General features: G+C 40.9%; 14 protein-coding genes. 8 read left to right on the forward strand and 6 right to left on the reverse strand.

All coding sequences use genetic code 11. The features are described from left to right. Window positions 1–6: 6 nt before the first annotated feature. Window positions 7–3,153, reverse strand: a complete 3,147-nt coding sequence (locus tag R2Q80_RS08040; RefSeq protein WP_316799100.1) for a SusC/RagA family TonB-linked outer membrane protein — start codon at window positions 3,151–3,153, stop codon at window positions 7–9. Between the two features lie 294 nt (window positions 3,154–3,447). After that, the gene (locus R2Q80_RS08045; protein ID WP_316799101.1) at window positions 3,448–5,943 is read right to left on the reverse strand and encodes a M14 family metallopeptidase; all 2,496 of its coding nucleotides are present in this window, start codon (window positions 5,941–5,943) and stop codon (window positions 3,448–3,450) included. A gap of 87 nt (window positions 5,944–6,030) precedes the next feature. Here R2Q80_RS08045 and R2Q80_RS08050 point away from each other — a divergent pair, with 87 nt between their 5' ends. After that, window positions 6,031–7,332 (forward strand): UDP-N-acetylmuramoyl-tripeptide--D-alanyl-D-alanine ligase, encoded by a 1,302-nt coding sequence (locus R2Q80_RS08050; RefSeq protein ID WP_316799102.1) that lies wholly within the window; start codon window positions 6,031–6,033, stop codon window positions 7,330–7,332. A 34-nt stretch (window positions 7,333–7,366) separates the two neighbouring features. Here R2Q80_RS08050 and R2Q80_RS08055 read toward each other — a convergent pair whose 3' ends face one another. Genes R2Q80_RS08055 through R2Q80_RS08065 form a run of 3 tightly spaced genes read right to left on the reverse strand, consistent with a single transcriptional unit; the run spans window position 7,367 to window position 10,531 of the window. Beyond that, on the reverse strand, window positions 7,367–7,858 hold the full coding sequence (locus R2Q80_RS08055) for a gliding motility lipoprotein GldH (protein ID WP_316799103.1): 492 nt from the start codon (window positions 7,856–7,858) through the stop codon (window positions 7,367–7,369). Beyond that, the gene (ricT, locus tag R2Q80_RS08060) at window positions 7,827–9,380 is read right to left on the reverse strand and encodes a regulatory iron-sulfur-containing complex subunit RicT (protein ID WP_316799104.1); all 1,554 of its coding nucleotides are present in this window, start codon (window positions 9,378–9,380) and stop codon (window positions 7,827–7,829) included. The genes R2Q80_RS08055 and ricT overlap by 32 nt, the downstream gene beginning before the upstream one ends. Window positions 9,381–9,382: 2 nt before the next feature. After that, window positions 9,383–10,531 carry a hypothetical protein gene (locus R2Q80_RS08065; RefSeq protein ID WP_316799105.1) on the reverse strand — a complete coding sequence of 383 codons (1,149 nt, stop codon included), beginning with the start codon at window positions 10,529–10,531 and terminating at the stop codon, window positions 9,383–9,385. 376 nt (window positions 10,532–10,907) lie between these two features. On the opposite strand from R2Q80_RS08065, the gene ruvX reads away from it, so the two are divergent. The 7 genes from ruvX (at window position 10,908) to R2Q80_RS08100 (ending at window position 15,802) form a co-directional block, all read left to right on the forward strand. After that, entirely contained in the window at window positions 10,908–11,324 is a 417-nt protein-coding gene (gene ruvX, locus R2Q80_RS08070; RefSeq protein ID WP_047799753.1) for a Holliday junction resolvase RuvX, read from the forward strand. 8 nt (window positions 11,325–11,332) lie between these two features. Then, complete coding sequence (locus tag R2Q80_RS08075) at window positions 11,333–11,968, forward strand: O-methyltransferase (RefSeq protein WP_316799106.1); 636 nt, start codon at window positions 11,333–11,335, stop codon at window positions 11,966–11,968. 50 nt (window positions 11,969–12,018) lie between these two features. After that, the gene (locus tag R2Q80_RS08080; RefSeq protein ID WP_316799107.1) at window positions 12,019–12,690 is read left to right on the forward strand and encodes a glucosaminidase domain-containing protein; all 672 of its coding nucleotides are present in this window, start codon (window positions 12,019–12,021) and stop codon (window positions 12,688–12,690) included. Between the two features lie 47 nt (window positions 12,691–12,737). Continuing rightward, the gene (locus tag R2Q80_RS08085) at window positions 12,738–13,583 is read left to right on the forward strand and encodes a glucosaminidase domain-containing protein (RefSeq protein WP_316799108.1); all 846 of its coding nucleotides are present in this window, start codon (window positions 12,738–12,740) and stop codon (window positions 13,581–13,583) included. Between the two features lie 93 nt (window positions 13,584–13,676). Continuing rightward, a complete protein-coding gene (locus R2Q80_RS08090; protein WP_316799109.1) occupies window positions 13,677–14,384 on the forward strand; it encodes a hypothetical protein in 708 nt (235 codons plus the stop codon). After that, window positions 14,384–14,707 carry a hypothetical protein gene (locus R2Q80_RS08095; protein WP_316799110.1) on the forward strand — a complete coding sequence of 108 codons (324 nt, stop codon included), beginning with the start codon at window positions 14,384–14,386 and terminating at the stop codon, window positions 14,705–14,707. The genes R2Q80_RS08090 and R2Q80_RS08095 overlap by 1 nt, the downstream gene beginning before the upstream one ends. A 90-nt stretch (window positions 14,708–14,797) precedes the next feature. Then, entirely contained in the window at window positions 14,798–15,802 is a 1,005-nt protein-coding gene (locus R2Q80_RS08100; RefSeq protein ID WP_316799111.1) for a DUF3078 domain-containing protein, read from the forward strand. Window positions 15,803–15,804: 2 nt separating this feature from the next. Here the strand turns inward: R2Q80_RS08100 and R2Q80_RS08105 are convergent, their stop codons facing one another. Further along, window positions 15,805–18,228 carry a DUF5916 domain-containing protein gene (locus tag R2Q80_RS08105; protein ID WP_316799112.1) on the reverse strand — a complete coding sequence of 808 codons (2,424 nt, stop codon included), beginning with the start codon at window positions 18,226–18,228 and terminating at the stop codon, window positions 15,805–15,807. Between the last annotated feature and the right edge of the window lie 89 nt (window positions 18,229–18,317).

Here is an 18,317-nt window from a genome sequence, read left to right on the forward strand (position 1 = left end):
CCTCTATTAAAAAGTTATAGTGATGTTACCACCAAAAGTACGAGTAGGTGGATTGATACTTGAATCGCTGATACCATTACGGTTGCTTGTTGCGGTTCCCGATGTTCCAGTACCGAATGAAGTATTTGTATCAGTATAAGTAAAATCAGGGTCAGTGTAAATGTTCGTTTTAGGTAACCAGAGTGCTAAATTTCTTCCAGTCAATGCAACAGATAGTCCTCTGATTATTTTCTGACGTCCTAATATACTCACAGGAATATCATAACCAATTGATACTTCACGCAACCGCCATGATGCTGCGCTGGTTAGGAAGTTTGTACCTACAGTTCTGTAAACACCTGTATAAAAATTCTCTGCACTATTGATGGTAACATTGGTATTTGGTGAATAGCTTCCATCTGCATTTCTAATTGATGAGTTAGGGAACACAAAGGGCTGGCGGTTATTGCTTGCCGTCTCATACCCAACACCAGTCCAGGCCATTGCCTGGCCGATATCATGGTAGGCATAGTTACCTGTTTTATATTCGAATAATGCGGATACATTTAAGCCTTTCCAGCTAACTGATGGATTCAACCCCAGAATCCATTTAGGCATGGTTTGACCGTAGATTTTAGTATTTGGATCTTGTGTAGGTAAGCCAGTTGTTGCATTTACTACAACACGCCCGTCTGGATCTCTTACATAGTCAGTTGCCTTTATTACAAATGCTGGACTACCTTTAACAACATAGTTAGCGCCATTTGTATATCCACCAATTAGCACTTCATCTAACCCGGCATACACACTTTTAACAATATTCTCGTTATAAGTTGCATTTGCTCTAAAGTTAACTTTTACCTCTCCGAGATTTACTAAAGGTGTAAGTTTCAAATCCAATTCAACACCTTTGTTATCGAAAGAAGCGGCATTAACATATGCACTAGTATAGCTAGTCGCTGCAGATACATTGATCGGTGTAATCTGGTCCTTCATTTTCTGCAAGTAGTAGGTTGCTTCAATGTTAATCCTTCCATTTAAGAAACCTGCCTCAAACCCTGCCTCAAAACTATTAATAAACTCTGGTTTTAAATTAGCATCGTATGTTGTATTGTTGGCTGTATAACCTGGCAATGTGCCAAAGGGAAACCCTGTAGGCTGAGAGAATGTTGCAGCTAATAAGTAGGGAGCAATATCAGCATTACCTGTTTTATTCCATGCACTTCTTAATTTCAAATATGATAGTACCTTGTTGTTTTTTAAACCCTCAATAGCATCTGTCAGTACTACAGCACCACTAACTCCAGGATAGAAAAAGGAATTATTATTTAAACCTAAAACGGATGTTTCATCATTACGGCCAGTTACTTCGATATTAGCCCAACCTTTGTAATTCAAACCCACACTACCATAGATACCTAATAACCTAGATTTTTGGTATGGTGATGAGCCCGTAAGTTGTCCAACTCTATTAGATACATTAAATAGTTCTGGAACCACCAAACTTGATGCACCTATTCTGTTATCCCGAGCTTCATCCTGACGAAGATAGGTTCCTGCGATAGCACTTAGTTTAAAGTCACTACCAATTTGTTTGTTGACTGATGCAAATGCTTCAGATGACAGACGAGTATTTCTAAATGAACGCTCTTCAATTGCACCTGGTATCAATTTGAATGATCTAGCTAAGCCATAGGCATTAGGAATCTCACCTTTCGAACTTCTTCTCTCGTTGATAGTTTGTGAAGTAAGACCAGCACGATAAGTTAAATTCAACCAATCTGTTGCTTTAAAATTTAAGTCAACATTCGTTAACAAATCTTCTCTTTTCCCTTCCTTACGCCAGTTATCCAAAGCAAAATATGGATTCAATCCGTAATCTGTAAAATAATTATTGTAGGTTGCGTATGGATTGTTATTGAAGTCCTTGTAAGACGTTAAAGGCACATATGCAGGAGTATTGAAAATCAAGTTCATCAACCCGCCGTTTAAACCTACGTTGTTATTTGCATTGTAAGTTGACATCGCAGCATCATCAAATACATTGTAGTTTTGCTGACTATAATTTGAGTTAAAGGCAATTTTAAATTTACCGTATTCTTTAGCTACATTTAATCTAAGTCCGGTTCTTCTATTTTTGTCATCAGGAACAATACCCTTGATATTGGCGTCCTGAAAACTGATATAGAAATCTTTCGCAGCAAACGATACATCGTTTTGAAGAGTTACACCAGTATTAAAAAATTTCTCACGCTCTTTGGTAGGGCTATAAGTAGCGGTTTGAATGGTGCCATCTGGCAAGGTATGGCCTAGCTCAACGGTTGAACCATCAAAAGCAGGTCCCCACGACCAGTTCTCGTAAGGGATATATTCTCCACTTCCTCCTAAACCAAATTTTTCCTGAAACTTAGGAAAGAATGAGATTTCAGTAAACTGTGTCGAATTACTTAACGTAACAACAGGCTTGTCGTCTTTTGAACCTTTTTTAGTTGTCACCACAATTACACCGTTTCTTGCATCTGGGCCATAAAGCGCAGCACCTGATGAACCTTTTAATACGTTCACAGATTCGATGTCATTAGGATTAATTGATGATAAATAGTTGATGTCCGATTGAACACCATCTAATAACAACAACGGATTGTTGTTACCTGTTAATGACCGGATACCTCGAAGGTTGATTTTCACGTTCTCGAAAACGCCACTATTAGTTGAAGTGATGTTCATACCCGATACCTTACCTTGTAAACCATTTACTGCATTCACAGCTTTCGCTTGCGTGATTTCCTTACTTGTTACTGTGGTTGCAGCATACCCAAGATCCTTTTTCTGTCTTGTAATACCGAGCGCGGTCACAACCACTTCGCTCAGAACGTTAGAATCTGACACCAAGGTGGCATTTACTGCTGTAGCATTGCCAATAAGTTTGCTTTGAGTTCCGTACCCAATGTACGTAAATTCGAGTGTTGTTGATCCCGAAGGAACTTTAACGGAATACTTTCCGTTTGCATCTGTAACGGTACCAACTTGAGTACCCTTTACTCTTACACTTACGCCCGGAATTGGCAATTTGTCATCCGACGACGTAACTGTACCCGTGATTGTTCGATCTTGGGCCATTGCTGAAAGAGCAATGAACATCAATACGAACAAACTTTGTAGAAGTTTTTTCATAGTAGAAATAGGCTAGTTAATGATTATTAATACGTTAAAAGTATAGTTACTTCTACATACTGCCAAATTTTTTTTTAACGTTTTTTAACAAATCGCGCTGCAACTAAGTTCTTGGGTGTTTTGTTACAAATTAATTACATTAAAACGACGTTAAAGGTAGCGCTTAAAATGAAATAATCCTGACTGAATCACCAAAAAGTGACCAAGGCAAAACAAAAAATCCCCGACACATGTCAGGGATTAATTTAATATCGTTAATACTTATTTAGCAGAATAAATTTAAGTTACCCATGATCAATACCCACAAAAAACCACATTCCCAAACAACGTCTTTCCACCTTCCCAGAAATTCCTGAATAGCGGGTCATTCGCCAGATAGACTACCTGACCACGACCAAACTCCTGAACGCCGATTAACAGCCCGGTTTTAAGTGCCTCTCTAACCTTTTTACCAACAACACCAGCCATTAGGCTTTTTTCATTAAGCTGCCCCACATTCCAGCCTTCACTAAAAGGCTCATAAATTTTCCTGTCAGTTTTCAGCGTATAGTAAAATTTACCCAAACCATAAGAAAACGGATGTGTGGAATCCATACTTACCTTATATATAGCACCAGGTATAGCCAATTCATAATCATCGCGGTCTTTATCTTTAAACAGCAAGGTACTTGGAGAAGGCTTTTCATCCTTTTTAACTACAGGAACCTTCTTTTTAATGTCGAACCCTTTCTTATCCAGAACACTTTCAATAGCATCTTCCATTAAAACCAGTCTGCCGCCTTTATTTAACCAGGCAGTTAAACCATCCCCGATGAAAGCGTTATAACTGCCGTCCGGCAAGATCAGGGTATTCACCTTATTAATATCTAAAGTATTAATGTCTTTTGCGGTGATAATGCTTGGAGATAGATTTAAATCCTTTTCAAGGTAGTACCACACCTCACCGAAGGCCAGTGAAGAAGCTTCATTTCCGGAAACAATAGCAATTTTGGGTTGCTTTAGAATGGGATAAACGTTAGATCCAAAGTCTTTTCCCTTATCAACAAAACCACTGCTAATGGCCAATACAGGCTTGTCCAGCTTGTCCGCAACAGCCAATACCTTATTTCTGACATCCTTTACCAGCCTTTCATTCTCCACACGTAATACAATAAGTGTTCCGGCAGGGTAATCTTTTCCCGCAACCGTAAACGGCTGGTCGGCCTGGCGAACCCTTATGCTTTCACGCTGCAAAGCAATTAAAACCTGTGTATCTTCAGATGCCCCCCATGAAAATAACCAGGCCAAAGGCTTATCGACAGCAGTCGAAGCCGTTTTATTTTCCTCTGCAGCATTGAACTTACCCTTAAAGCTTTCTTTACTGGCATAAGCTTTTAAACCGTAAACGTATGGCAGTGCCCAGGCAGTAATATCATAGGTATTTGAATCAGTTACCAGGGTTTGAGGCTCTAACAATACATTGGCAAGTACAGCACGTGGCTGTTGTATATTCACAACGATATCATTACGTCCTACATTGAAGCTTTCCTCTTTCTGACTATCATAGTCATAAGCCTTGCCGGTTTTATCCCCTCCATAACTGAATTCAATTTTATTCTTAGTCAGCAATTCCGCTAATTTTTTCTGGCGCGAAAGATTCGTTGGCTTAATTATATAAGTTTTATAAATACCGGGAGATGTCGTTATGCCCTGCTGGAAATACTTTTTATACTCGCTCAAAAGTTTATCATGATTGGCAGAAGAAACCTCAACAGTTGACATGCCTGTAGTAAAGTGATGTGCAATGCGGTCTTTCAAAGTTAAAGTGTCACCATCTTTGGTAATCACGGCCAGTCCGGCCCTGATGCCTCCCTGTTCGTAAGTCATGCCAATGGCACCATTATATAATGGGTAGGTATCCCCATAAGAAGGATAAAGCAAATCGAAACGTTCTTTGGTAAAGTAACCCCAGCCTTCAGCATCGAAATACTTCGCATTGTTTTTACCCACTACCACCTGAAAGCTCCTTTGCCATGGCGTGATATCCTGATGAACAGGCTCAGCAGCAGGGGCAAAGTAGTAAGGTTCATTATAACTTTGCTCATGAAAATCCACATGTACCTGAGGCATCCACTGGTTATACAAAGCCAGTCGCTGCTGGCTCTCCACCTGCGTTTGCCAGGCCCAGTCACGGTTTAAATCAAAATAATAATGATTTGGTCTTCCTCCTGGCCAGGGCTCAATATGCTCCCGGGAAGAAGGATCCGGATTTGCAACCTTACCAACAACACTGTTAAAATAGTTCACATACCGGTCTCTGCCATCAGGATTTAAACAAGGGTCAATCACCACAACGGTATTTTTTAACCACTCTTTGGCCTGAGCATTTTTACCTGATGCAAGTGTATAGAGCATCTTCATCGATGTTTCTGTCGAGTTTGCTTCATTGCCATGAACATTATAGCTGAGCCATACGATAGCGGGCTGTTTAGCTAAATCCAGTGAATTGTTATTGCCAAGCGACAGCTGTATATTATTGGCTTTAATTTTTTCCAGATTGGATATGTTTTCTGCAGAAGAAACTACTGCAACCAGTAAAGGGCGACCCTCATTGGTTTTACCATATTCAATTAACCTGACGTTGTTTGAAGAAGCCAAAGCCGTTTGCCTGAAATAATCTGCCACCTTATAATGCGGTGTGAAATGTGAGCCTAACTCATAACCCAAAAATTCATCAGGCGACTTTACCTGAGATTTTGCACTGAAAATGGCAGCAATAAAATACAAGCTGAGCGTAAGGCTTTTCTTCATAAACGGGATAAATTTTAACTAATGTAGTAAATTTGTTTTTTGTTATTGCTAAAGCTTAATTTTACAGCATATTTTTTACGAATAAGCATGATCTCGACCGAAAACCTTTACAGCCACTACCTTAATCACCCTGTTATCTCTACTGACACCAGAAATATTGAAAATGGCAGTATCTTTTTTGCCCTTAAAGGCGATAACTTCAATGCAAATGAGTTTGCCGCACAAGCAATAGAAAAAGGTGCAGCTTTTGCTGTAGTAGATGAAGAAAAATATGCTGTAAACGACAAATGTTTGCTCGTCGAAGATGTATTGACCACTTTGCAGGATCTGGCCCGCTATCATAGGAAACAATTGAATATTCCTGTTGTAGGCCTTACCGGAAGCAATGGAAAAACAACAAGTAAAGAATTGATCAATGCTGTTTTATCTGAACGTTATAAAACATTCGCCACTTTCGGCAACCTGAACAATCACATCGGAGTGCCTTTGAGCATTCTTTCCATCACCAATGACGTGGAGGTGGCCGTAATTGAAATGGGAGCCAATCACCAAAAAGAAATAGAACTGTTATGCACCATCGCCCAACCTACTCATGGCATTATTACCAATGTTGGCATGGCACATCTGGATGGCTTTGGAGGTTTTGAAGGCGTAAAAAAAGGTAAAGCTGAGCTTTATAACTACCTGAAGGCGAACAATGGCTATACCTTTATTAACAGAGACAATGCATACCTGTTGGAGATGAGTTCGTCTGCCGGTCTGAATAAAATGATTTATTACGGCACAGAACTCGGGAACGCCATTAAAGGCACTTTAAAGAGCAGTGATCCATTTATTGAGGTGGAATGGACAAACCACGACACCAACTCAGAGGTAACTACTAACTTAACAGGCAGCTACAATTTTGAAAACATACTGGCCGCCATTTGCATCGGCGATTTCTTTGACATGACACCTGAAGAAATCAACAAAGGCCTTAGGGGATACCAGCCGAAAAACAACCGCTCACAGCTCACCAAAACCGAAAACAATACGGTAATATGCGATTTCTACAACGCCAATCCAAGCAGCATGTCTGCTGCCCTCAATAATATATCGGTGTTATCGGCAGATAAAAAAACTGCCGTGTTAGGTGATATGTTCGAACTGGGTCCGGAATCAGAAAAGCAGCACGAAATCATAGCCACGCAAGCCACGAAAAGCGGTTTGGATGAGATTGTATTAATTGGCAAATACTTTTTCGCATTTAAAGAAAAGCTTAATGCCACTTTCTTTGAAACACCAGCAGAGGCTGCCGCTTATTTACAGGAAAAACAGATTAAAAATAACCTGGTATTGCTTAAGGGATCCAGAGGAATGAAACTGGAAAGCCTGCTACAATACCTTTAAAAAGCTACACGCTTTTATTCTACCATCTGAAATACTATATACCCCCGTCAATCCTGATCCCTGCATCGCTCACTTCCAGCAGGGGATTGTCCCTCATGTTCTGTTCAATTTCGATGCTGAACTTTCCGGTATGTGGAAAATGATAATTCGTTAGTAACGGCAATGTGTAATTAAAAATATTACCCGACCCGCTGCCTAACCATTCACCATCGTTTTTGGCCAGCTTATACTGATAGCGCTTCGTCGATACCGATTTCCCATCTTTAAAGTGCACCAGAATGAAGATATTCGAGTATTTGTAATCTGCAGTATGCCGCAGCTTGAAATAAATATTATATGCCTTGGTATTATCTTTAATTTCAAAGGGCGTAGTAATGTGATTACGGTACGTCCACCTGCGGTCGGCAATTTCTAAATTACTATCAACAACGCCAGAGGTACACCCCGAAAAAAAGGTAATCACCAATAAAAGGCAACCCGAAAGGATTAGCCTTTTACGCTGTAGTAGGTTTATTATCTGAGCCATTATTGTTATTTCGGCGGTTGTTATTCTTCCTACGGTTATTTCTGTTCTTATTTTTACTTTGCTCAGGCTTAGCTCCTTCAGTCGCGGCTACGCCTTCGGCCTTAACCACTGGTTTTTGATTTTGCTGCTGAACAGGCTTCTGACTTTGCTGCTGAGCGGGTTTAGGTTGATTGCCTTGCGGTTTTGGACCCTGTACGTGTTGCGGTTTAGTCACCTGCTGCTGCGCTTTGTTGCCCCCGGCTTGCTGGTTCTTCTGACCGTTTTGCTGAGGCTTCTGGGCGTTCTGCTGCGACTTCTGACCAGCCTGTTGTCCCTGTGGCCTTTGATTCGGAGCCGCATTCCGATCAGCCGGCTTATCTCTTCTATTGTCGTTGCGGTTACGGTTTTTCTGGTTTCTGTTCTGGTTGTTTTTACCTCTCGAACGCTCATCCAAACGCGTTAAACTATCCTGGCCAACTACATTTTCGTAATCGAACGATTTCTCTACCACTACAGGAGCAGCAACCTGTACTGCTTCCTCTTTAAGATTGGGTGCTTTCTTACCGGCCTTGTTCAGCGCCATAATCTCTTTCACGCGCGCAGCTTTCACAGGAATCCAGTTTTCATCTCCCTGATAACTGAACCACATGATTTTTTTGAAAATATCAGTCTTCTGATGACGTGCATATCCGGCTTCGGTATCCAGATTTTCAATACGATCAGGAATATCCTTAAGTGCATCCAGATAGGTATCCAGTTCGTAATTCAAACAGCATTTCAACTTGCCACATTGTCCGGCAAGCTTCAGCGTATTTAAAGAAAGATTCTGATAACGCGCCGCAGCTGTAGAAACGGTTTTGAAGTTGGTTAACCAGGTAGAGCAGCATAATTCTCTGCCGCAAGACCCTATACCACCCAAACGGCCAGCCTCCTGGCGCATCCCAATCTGGCGCATTTCAATCCGGATACGGAAACTCTCCGCCATTTTTTTAATGAGTTCCCTGAAATCTACACGGCCATCGGCGGTATAAAAAAAGGTAGCTTTAGTCTTATCAGCCTGATAGTCAACATCACTGATTTTCATCGACAAACGTAAATCCAATGCCAGCTTACGGGCTTTATGCATGGTTTCCCATTCCATCCCCTTTGCGGCATTCCATTTCTCTACGTCGGCCTCTGTGGCTTTCCGGTATATTTTTTTCGTCACCTGATCTAAAGCAGTCTTCCGGCGTTTCATTTGTATACGAACCAGTTCGCCTGTAAGCGAAACATGTCCCACATCAAATCCACCAGTTGGCCCTTCAACAGCAACAAGCTCACCAATCTCAAGATAAATATTATCGCTGTTCAGGAAAAACTCTTTACGGGAGCCCTTAAACTTTATTTCTGTAACCTGAAAAGGTTTATAATTTGAAGGCATATCCAAATTGGATAACCAATCGTGAACTTCCATAGTCTGGCACCCACCGGTACCACATGAGCCATTACTTTTGCATCCATTAGGGGTGCAACCACCACCTGTTGAACAACTTCCACATCCCATATCTAATTGTATATATATTGAGTCCCCGCGGGGAGCGTTTTAAACTTTATAATTTTTACCAACTGTAAAGATACATCTAAAAACAGAATTTTAGGATTTGCATTTCTTTCAATGTGGTAATGTGCCTTTTCCAGCTCACCAATAATGGCTTCAGCCATTGGCAGGGTAAGTACATGTGTACTTAATTTTTTTGCTGTATCAAGGGTTAGGGGCGGCAATTTAACAAGCGCCTCTGCACCACTTAAAATCAAACAGCATTCGCGCAGGTAATTTACACCATATTTTAAAAAATTCTTTTGATTCTCACGGCCCCATTTCGCTGCCTCATCAGTAAAGTCCACCAAATCGGGCACTTTATTGCCGAAACCCATTCTTAACCATGAGGTAAATGTGCCCGAACTATCTGTCTGAACATCTGCAGCAAGCGATTTCGCTTCAATCAGATTGCCATCTGCCAGGAACGCATAGTCTATTGCCTGGTGTTCAGTTAAACCACTATGGTTACGCAAATAATCCGAAACTTCCTCTCCCGTGAGTTTCGGGATTTTCACGATCTGTGTCCGCGAAAGAATTGTGGTCAATATCTGATCCTGGTTTTGTGCAATCAGAATAAAAAGGGTATTGGCTGGTGGTTCTTCAATCAGTTTTAGCAAAGCATTACCCGATTTGTCCAGATATTCAGGCAGCCACATAATCAAAACCTTTGTCTCCGCCTCGAAGGCCTTGTAACTTAATTTTTTAATGATGTCATGGCATTCAGCAATCGGAATATTGGCCTGTTTATTTGCCGCATCAAGCTTCGAACGCCAGATATCCATGTCAAAATAGGTATCCTGCATCAGCATTGCCCTCCATTCTTCCAATACGTCTACAGCAGTTTTTGTACTGGCCGAAGCAAAGAAAGGATAGGAGAAATGCAAATCAGGATGAATAAGTCGCTCATACTTCCTGCAACTCGAACACTCGCCGCAACTATCACTAACACCCTTATCTAAACAGTTGATGTACTGAGCATAAGCAATAGCTAAAGGCACTGCACCTGAGCCAGCAGGCGACAAAAATAGCTGCGCATGGCTTACCCGGTTTTCCTTAACCGTTTGAACCAATTGTTGCTTAATCCTGTCTTGTCCTATGATCTGTTTAAACTGCATTTGGTGCAAAATAAGAAATAGATATGATATTCGATGCTTCAGCACGCCAAACTTGCCGTAGATGATAATAAAATTATCTGGCTAAGACACTTAAAATTCCCGGGTTTCAACTACCTTTCTGCCTGGTTTCCCTTAAGCCTGCGGATGGGCAGTGTGCCATCTAATCTGACTATAATCCTGCATAACTCCACCTTTTAGCGTAAAACCCCGGTCTCCATGCGGAGTAGGGGTGGAGTCAGATTTCACAAATCTCTATATCCTGCAGCATGGAACAGCCGCCAGTAAAAAACCCATTCCGTAAAAAACCTTACCTTTGGCGTTTAAAATTAAATCAGCTGTAGGTGCTCTACCCGCAATTAAAGCTTAAAAAATTAATATGGCCCGTATCCTCGCCTTCGATTATGGAACTAAACGCATCGGTATTGCCGTTACAGATCCCCTGCAAATTATTGCAACAGGCCTCGATACTGTACACCCGAAGGATGCAATTGACTATATCAAAAAATACCTGTCAACTGAAACCGTAGAGGCATTTGTACTGGGTGATCCGAAACAAATGGATGGATCAGATTCCGATTCGAAACAACATGTAAAGGGCTTCTCTACCTTACTCAAAAAAGCTTTTCCTGCAATGCCTCAGCATTGGGTAGACGAACGTTTCACCTCGAAAATGGCGCACCAGGCGATCATGCAAAGCGGATTAAAAAAGTCCGACAGACAGAATAAAGAGCGTGTTGATACCATCGCCGCTACGATCATTTTACAATATTTTATGGAAACCAACCGTTTATAACCGAATACATGAGCTTGATAAACGACGATTTACAACACCTCCTCACTCAATATTGCGAGCCTGAAGATGAATTACTTCAGCACATCGATCGCGAAACCAACCTTAAAGTTTTAATGCCCCGGATGATTTCCGGCCACTATCAGGGACGTGTGTTAAGCATGCTCAGTAAAATGATATCGCCAAAACGGATCTTAGAGATCGGCACTTTTACAGGCTATGCTACGCTATGTCTTGCAGAAGGTTTAACCAGCGATGGTATGCTCTATACACTTGATATAAATGTAGAACTGGAAGATATGGTTCGGGCCAGTTTTGCACAATCCCCGTATAACGATCAAATTAAATACATCCTGGGAAATGCCAGTGAAACGATAGGCCTGCTGAACGAGGTTTTTGATATAGTATTTATTGATGCCGATAAAAAAAATAACGGAACTTATTATGATATGATTTTCGACCGGGTACGTTCTGGTGGGATCATTATTGTGGATAACGTGTTATGGAGTGGAAAAGTACTGCAGGAGAAACAGGATAAAGACACCAGGAATATCACTAGCTTTAATGATAAAATAGCTGAAGATGACCGGGTTGAAAAACTTATACTCCCTGTTAGAGATGGGTTATTTGTGATCAGAAAGAAATAAAAATGATCGTCATTACGTGGAACGCGGTAATGATGTTAACAGTAATAAGAATGAAATATATAGTTACTTTTTGTCTTCTCCTTTTATCAGGAATTGTTGCGAAAGCCCAGACAACAGAGGATTACATCACGGAACATGTAGAATTTGCCCAAAACCTGATGCGCGACCATAAAATTCCGGCGAGTATCATTCTGGCCGTGGCTATCCATGAATCAGCAGCTGGAAACAGCAGGATTGCTCAATATCTTAATAACCATTTTGGCGTAAAAGGTCCTAACAATAACGCAGAAATTCATTCCTCGTACCGGGATTATGAAAGTGCAGATGAATCCTACAGCCATTTCGTAGAAATCATGGAAACACGCGAACCTTTCAACAACCTCTTCGCCAAATATGATCAGTACGATTATAAAGGCTGGGCAAGAGGAATCCAGCGCAGTGGTTATGCCCGAAGCCGGAGCTGGGCCAGCCAGGTAGTAGCCGTGGTTAAAAAATATGAGCTTTACCAATATGATGAACGCCCTGAAGGATATGTAGAGCCTGTATATGCCACATCAACCTATCACCGGAAAAGAAGAACCTCCGCCAGAGTTTACGCGGTAAAATCAGGAGATAACCTTAGCGTAATCGCAAAGAAAAAAGGAACAACTATAAAGGCACTCATGAAGAAAAATGGCATGAAAAGCAATAAGATTAAGCCTGGTCAAAAAATCAAATACTAATCCGCTACAACTAACCAATTACCAAAAATTTGCAATCCACCATACCCATGCGTTCATACCTTCAGTTATCTGTACTAGCCTTTGCTTTTTTATTTTTATGCTCATGTGGCGCTTCCCGGAAATACTCCAGCAACAACAAGCAAATTGAAAAAGCAGCAAATAAAGCCAATAACAACAGTTACAAAAGCTATAATACGCTAAGCTATATTGATGAGTTTAAAGCTGTAGCCATAGAAGAGATGAATGCCTATGGAATTCCTGCCAGCATCACCCTTGCGCAGGGCATCCTGGAATCGGGGAGTGGAAACAGCGATCTTGCCAAATATGCCAACAACCACTTCGGAATTAAATGTACTTCGGATTGGAAGGGCAAAAACTATTTCCGCGATGATGACCAGAAAAATGACTGCTTCAGAGTTTATAAAGATGCTCGGGAATCATTTAAAGACCACTCCGAATTTCTGAAACGTAAACGCTATAGCTTTCTTTTCCAGTTAGATAAAAACGATTATAAAAGCTGGGCGCAGGGATTAAAAACGGCGGGCTATGCAACAAACCCCAGATATCCGGATCTGCTCATCAATACGATCGAAAAATATCAGCTCTATCAATATGATCAGTCTGAAAGTGAAAAACAAAAAATTGCGCGTGAAGACCGGGTGTTTACTGAAATCAATCAGAACATTCCACAGGAAAAAAAGAAATTTACACCTGTTGATACCCCACCGGCAGGTGCAAAGCCAATTCTGGCCGACGGCACTTATACAGTTGTTAAAGGTGATACGCTTTACAACATTGCAAAGCGATTCAACCTCACCGTTGATGAACTTAAAATGTTAAACGAAATGACAGCCGACAGCATCAGACTCGGACAAATACTGAAGGTTAAATAATGTTAATGCTAAACATTGCACTACAGTTATTTGTAGTTTTGTAGACTAATGAGACTTTTTGCTTTATTTTTTTTCTGCTTTGGTTGCTCTGCAATGCTTTATGCACAAACTAAACCTGTGCAGGGAATTGTAATTGACAAGGAAACCAAACAACGCCTGGCAAAAGTTTACATCTATAATATCCGCACCGGTGACGGCCTTTACAATAACACCAAAGGTGAATTTAGTACTTACGCAATCCCTGGCGATACACTCGTGGCAGCGCTATCGGGCTATGGCGTTGATACCATCGTCTTTAAAGGTCAAACAGCAGCCTATTTTCAGTTGAAATCTTTAGGCATACGCCTGCGGGATGTGGTAATCAAGGAAAAAAGATTAAGTCCTCAGGAACTCTATGAAAAATCGAAACAGGAATACCGCTATCAGATATTAAAAGGAAGCAGTAAAGACCTGCTAAATCTGGGGAATGGCGGGGTAGGGCTGGGTATCGATGCCATTTACAATCTCCTCAGCAGGCAGGGAAGGAATGCCCGTCACCTCCAGAAAATACTGGAAAAAGACTATCGTGAAGACCTTATTGATTACCGTTTCAATGCCAACCTCGTTCAGCAGGTATTGGGAATAAAAGATTCAGAGCTAACTGATTTTATGCAGCAATATCGCCCTACTTATCAGTTTGTGCTCGATGCTGATGACTACGCTTTTAATATGTTTATCAGAAACGCATACAGAAGTTATCGCATCAACCCCAGGGCACTTCAACTGCCTCCGCTTCCTAAATTAACTATTGAGAAACTGTGATGGCCCCCATCATTATCGTAAAGAGATTACCCGCAGCAGGAATGGCAATTTTTCCGTTTATCCTGCTTAAATCTGAACGTTATAAAGCTGATATGCAAATAATCAACCATGAACGGATCCATTTAAGACAGCAGCTGGAATTGCTTATTTTACCGTTCTATTTGCTATACCTGATCAACTACTTGATCAATTTGCTTCGCTTTAAAAACCATGATGTAGCCTATAGGAACATCATTTTTGAGAAAGAAGCCTATCAAAACGATAGCAATTTAAACTATCTGAAAAAAGGAAACTGGTTCGGCTGGTTGAAGCTGAGTTTATAAATTCATTTAAAGCGAGTTACAATTGTCAGTACGACAATCATTTTGTTAAATGCTTTTTATCTCCCGAATTTTTCTTTTTCTTTGTAGGTAATGAAGACCTGTTTATCTACCGTATTCCTGATTCTAAGTTTTTGCTCAGCTCATTTGTTTGCACAGGAAGTTGATACCGTTCCCATCAATACCAAAGGAATGGAAATCAAGTTGAAACGTAGTCCTTTGCCCAGCAGACAGGGTCCGTTAAATTTTGAACCGGTAAATATTAAGCCTTTGGTGGTGAATGCGAAGGTTAACTATTGGAAAACAAAAACCAATATTGGCATCAACGTAAACCAGGCACAATTTAGCAATAACTGGAAAGGTGGTGGAACAAATTCGGTAGCAGTTGGCGGTCTTATTAATTACAAAGCCGAGTACAGCAAAGACAGTTACAGTTATGTGAGCGAGGTTATTTTGCAGTATGGAAAAATTAAAAACAAAGATCAGCTGCAAAAGAAAACCAACGACCGTATTTATTGGGATAATAAAGCATCTTTTCAGCTATCGAAAAGCTGGTTCTTTTTCGGATCGGTAACCTTTGAATCGCAGTTTGACAGTGGTTACAGATACTATAGAGATGGCAACGGGGATGAACAACAGGTATTAATCTCAAGATTTATGGCTCCAGGGTATTTAACCGAATCTGTCGGTTTTGAATACAAACCTGTAAAATATTTCTCTACCAGAATTGGTACAGGTACTGCCCGTCAAACTTTTGTTCTCGATACCGCAGTTTATGACAATAAAAATGAGGTTTATGCAGTTGAAAAAGGCAAAAACATCAAAAATGAGCTGGCTTTTCAGGTAGTTACGGCTTTTGATAAAGACATTTTCACCAACACCAATCTGAAAGCCAGGTACGCAATGTTTATTCCTTACAAAGATTTTCAGGCAAAAAAGATAGATCATAGGTTAGATATCGCACTAACAGCAAAAATCAATCGTTTCATGAACACCAGCTTAACAGGGGTAATGCTGTTTGATGATGATACCGGAACCAATAAAATTCAGGCGAGCCAGACACTTGCGCTGGGCTTTGCCTTTACCTTTCCGAGATAAGTTTAAATCTTCCTGTGTTTTTTCTTCAGATCCAAATAGTCTACATAGTATAAAACCTTCACCGATAAACTGTTGTTCTGCGGCGCCGATAGAATACCATCAAGATTTTTGTTGTAGCGCTGAGTATAATAGGTGTTGTAAGTTTCGGCAGCATCTTTATACGAAACCGATAATGTACTACCCGGGGCAAACTGCCAGGTGTAAATCAGATCGATATTGAAAACATTATAGTTCCGGTCGGTCCCGGTTAAGGCAGGCCCCTGATAGTCTGTCAGATTGCCATCTGGCTTAAGCGAAAAGAAATCTTTATTACGCCTGTCGCTCCAGTAATGCCTCAACACAACTGTAACCCCCATCAGATTGGTAAAAGTATACTTCGCATCAAATGAGTTCTCTACCGTCCGCCTGTCATACCGCGAAAAGATGGATTGACCTCCTTGCAGGGTTACCCAGTTTACATAGTTGAAATTCGGGTTATAATTGAGGTCTAATCCAAACGCCACTTCATCATTTAACCTAAAGTTCTGGAACAGATAAAAATTATACTCTTTTCCACCAAAAAGCTGTTGTTCAAAAAAGCGGATATTCCCTCCGAAATTATAGGCCTTAGCCCGGTTAGGGTTAATGTATAATGAAACACCATACCGCTCCGGAGCCTTATAAACCTGCCCGTTTCGCGACTCATAATAATCGTTGCCCTTGGCATCATAACTCAGGTCAACTTCTGCCGACCATAAATTTTTAAAGCGTACATACGAACCTCCGTTCATCCCGGCACTTTGATAATTGCCCGGAATAGCCCTTCTGGAGTAATTTAGATTTAGCCAGTTTTGCCATTCATTATACCACTTACTGGGCTTATACACACTGTAGCCCAAACCAATACGCTGATCAAGGAAGTTATTATTGGTAAAAAATCCCATATCCGATGGATCGAATTTATCGTCAGCATACACCTGATTATAGCTCCAGGTAAAATTACCGCTCTGCTTTCCAAACCTAAGGGTATAACTATATCCGGTACTGGTTTCAGCTCCCCTCAAATAGCTCATTTTACCATTGCCATTCACAAAGTACTTGTTCCCTTTATTATTTAAATTGAACAGTAACGCTGATACATTGGCATCATAAGCGCTCCCTTGCCTTAAAACATTCGTATTGATAAAGGTTGCAGAACTATTGTTTTTCAACGACTGATCAAACACCAGAATGTTATAGTTGGTAAGCGGCTGCGTCTCTACTTCCTTTAAATTTCCATGAGTATCTTCAACCTCTGTTTTCATGCTATTGGTAATGGCATTAAATATCCCTATGCCCAACCCTTTCGCAGTTCTACCTGAAATTTTGGTCGCGTTCAACACCTTAGCCTCCTTTTGGTCTTTAATTATCTTATCGCTTCCAGTCACTCCGGAATAGTCATAGTAAGATGGTATTGAACCGATACGCTTCGAATAAAATAAGTCTCCCTTATTAAAAAGTTCCGTTCCCTCGGTAAAGAACTGCCGGTTTTCGTTAAACTTGACCTCAAAAGGAGTAAGGTTCAGAATGCGGTTATCAGATTGGACCTGTCCGAAATCCGGCACCAGCGTCATATCGAGGGTGAAGCTGTTATTGATCCCGTATTTCACATCCATACCACCATTGAAGCGTGCAGTAGTATTTTTTACACCTGGTAAATTTGCCGGATAATGGTTTACGTATGCCGAAACATAGGGCGAAAAAGACAATCGAAGCGGTGGCTTAATATCTTGAATACCCATCCAGAGGCCCTCCTGATTGATAAAGCCATTCACGGTCGGGTTTACAAAGTTCCAGAATGTTTGTGTATTGCTACGCTGAATTCTCCTGCTGAAATTAAGCCCCCAGTTTTGAATATCCTTTGTCGAAAAGCGTAAAGCCGAATAGGGGATCTTCATTTCACAGCTCCAGCCCAGATCATCAATTTTAACCGCGCTTTCCCATACCGCATTCCAGTTTGGGTCCTCATCGCCCACCTGAGAATATTTGGCATCGAATTGAACACCTGCAGCCGTTACAAAAAACCCATTGCCATTCATTTTATCATAAAACGGATCTACAATAATCGAAATGAAATCGGCATTCCCAATATTGTCGCGAGATACAAGTTCATGGGATACACTGTCCCTGTCGTCATACATTCGGGCATATACATAAATGGCCACGTCATCGTAGATTACTTTTACTTCTGTTCGCCTTTCTTTTGTCTCCACGCGGCCCGGAACAGGCCTGATCTCAAAAAAATCTGTGGCAACTGGCACATTCTCCCAGCAGGCATCATCCAAAACACCATCAATTTTGGGTAATTGATTCGTTCTTATCGCTTGTAATTGCTTTTGCTTAGCCGGATCCTGTGCCGCACAGTAAGCAGAAATAAAAGTTAAAAATAGGAATGCCCAGCGTTTCATTTGGTTTAGTTAGTGACTATAAGACCACCATGATGTGTAAATGTTGCATGGAGCAAAAAATATATTGACACATGAGTTTAAGTTTTGAC

Origin of the sequence: Pedobacter frigidisoli, from assembly GCF_032678525.1 — a bacterium.
Classification (GTDB): Bacteria; Bacteroidota; Bacteroidia; order Sphingobacteriales; family Sphingobacteriaceae; genus Pedobacter; species Pedobacter frigidisoli_A.

Bases quoted from the DNA above. Each gene is read 5' to 3' on its own strand.
- R2Q80_RS08045 (WP_316799101.1), bottom strand. From the start codon at position 5,943: ATGAAGAAAAGCCTTACGCTCAGCTTGTATTTTATTGCTGCCATTTTC.
- R2Q80_RS08090 (WP_316799109.1), top strand. From the start codon at position 13,677: ATGCTTTATGCACAAACTAAACCTGTGCAGGGAATTGTAATTGACAAG.
- ruvX (WP_047799753.1), top strand. From the start codon at position 10,908: ATGGCCCGTATCCTCGCCTTCGATTATGGAACTAAACGCATCGGTATT.
- R2Q80_RS08075 (WP_316799106.1), top strand. From the start codon at position 11,333: ATGAGCTTGATAAACGACGATTTACAACACCTCCTCACTCAATATTGC.
- R2Q80_RS08105 (WP_316799112.1), bottom strand. From the start codon at position 18,228: ATGAAACGCTGGGCATTCCTATTTTTAACTTTTATTTCTGCTTACTGT.
- R2Q80_RS08050 (WP_316799102.1), top strand. From the start codon at position 6,031: ATGATCTCGACCGAAAACCTTTACAGCCACTACCTTAATCACCCTGTT.
- ricT (WP_316799104.1), bottom strand. From the start codon at position 9,380: ATGGGATGTGGAAGTTGTTCAACAGGTGGTGGTTGCACCCCTAATGGA.
- R2Q80_RS08080 (WP_316799107.1), top strand. From the start codon at position 12,019: ATGAAATATATAGTTACTTTTTGTCTTCTCCTTTTATCAGGAATTGTT.
- R2Q80_RS08100 (WP_316799111.1), top strand. From the start codon at position 14,798: ATGAAGACCTGTTTATCTACCGTATTCCTGATTCTAAGTTTTTGCTCA.
- R2Q80_RS08085 (WP_316799108.1), top strand. From the start codon at position 12,738: ATGCGTTCATACCTTCAGTTATCTGTACTAGCCTTTGCTTTTTTATTT.
- R2Q80_RS08040 (WP_316799100.1), bottom strand. From the start codon at position 3,153: ATGAAAAAACTTCTACAAAGTTTGTTCGTATTGATGTTCATTGCTCTT.
- R2Q80_RS08095 (WP_316799110.1), top strand. From the start codon at position 14,384: ATGGCCCCCATCATTATCGTAAAGAGATTACCCGCAGCAGGAATGGCA.
- R2Q80_RS08065 (WP_316799105.1), bottom strand. From the start codon at position 10,531: ATGCAGTTTAAACAGATCATAGGACAAGACAGGATTAAGCAACAATTG.
- R2Q80_RS08055 (WP_316799103.1), bottom strand. From the start codon at position 7,858: ATGGCTCAGATAATAAACCTACTACAGCGTAAAAGGCTAATCCTTTCG.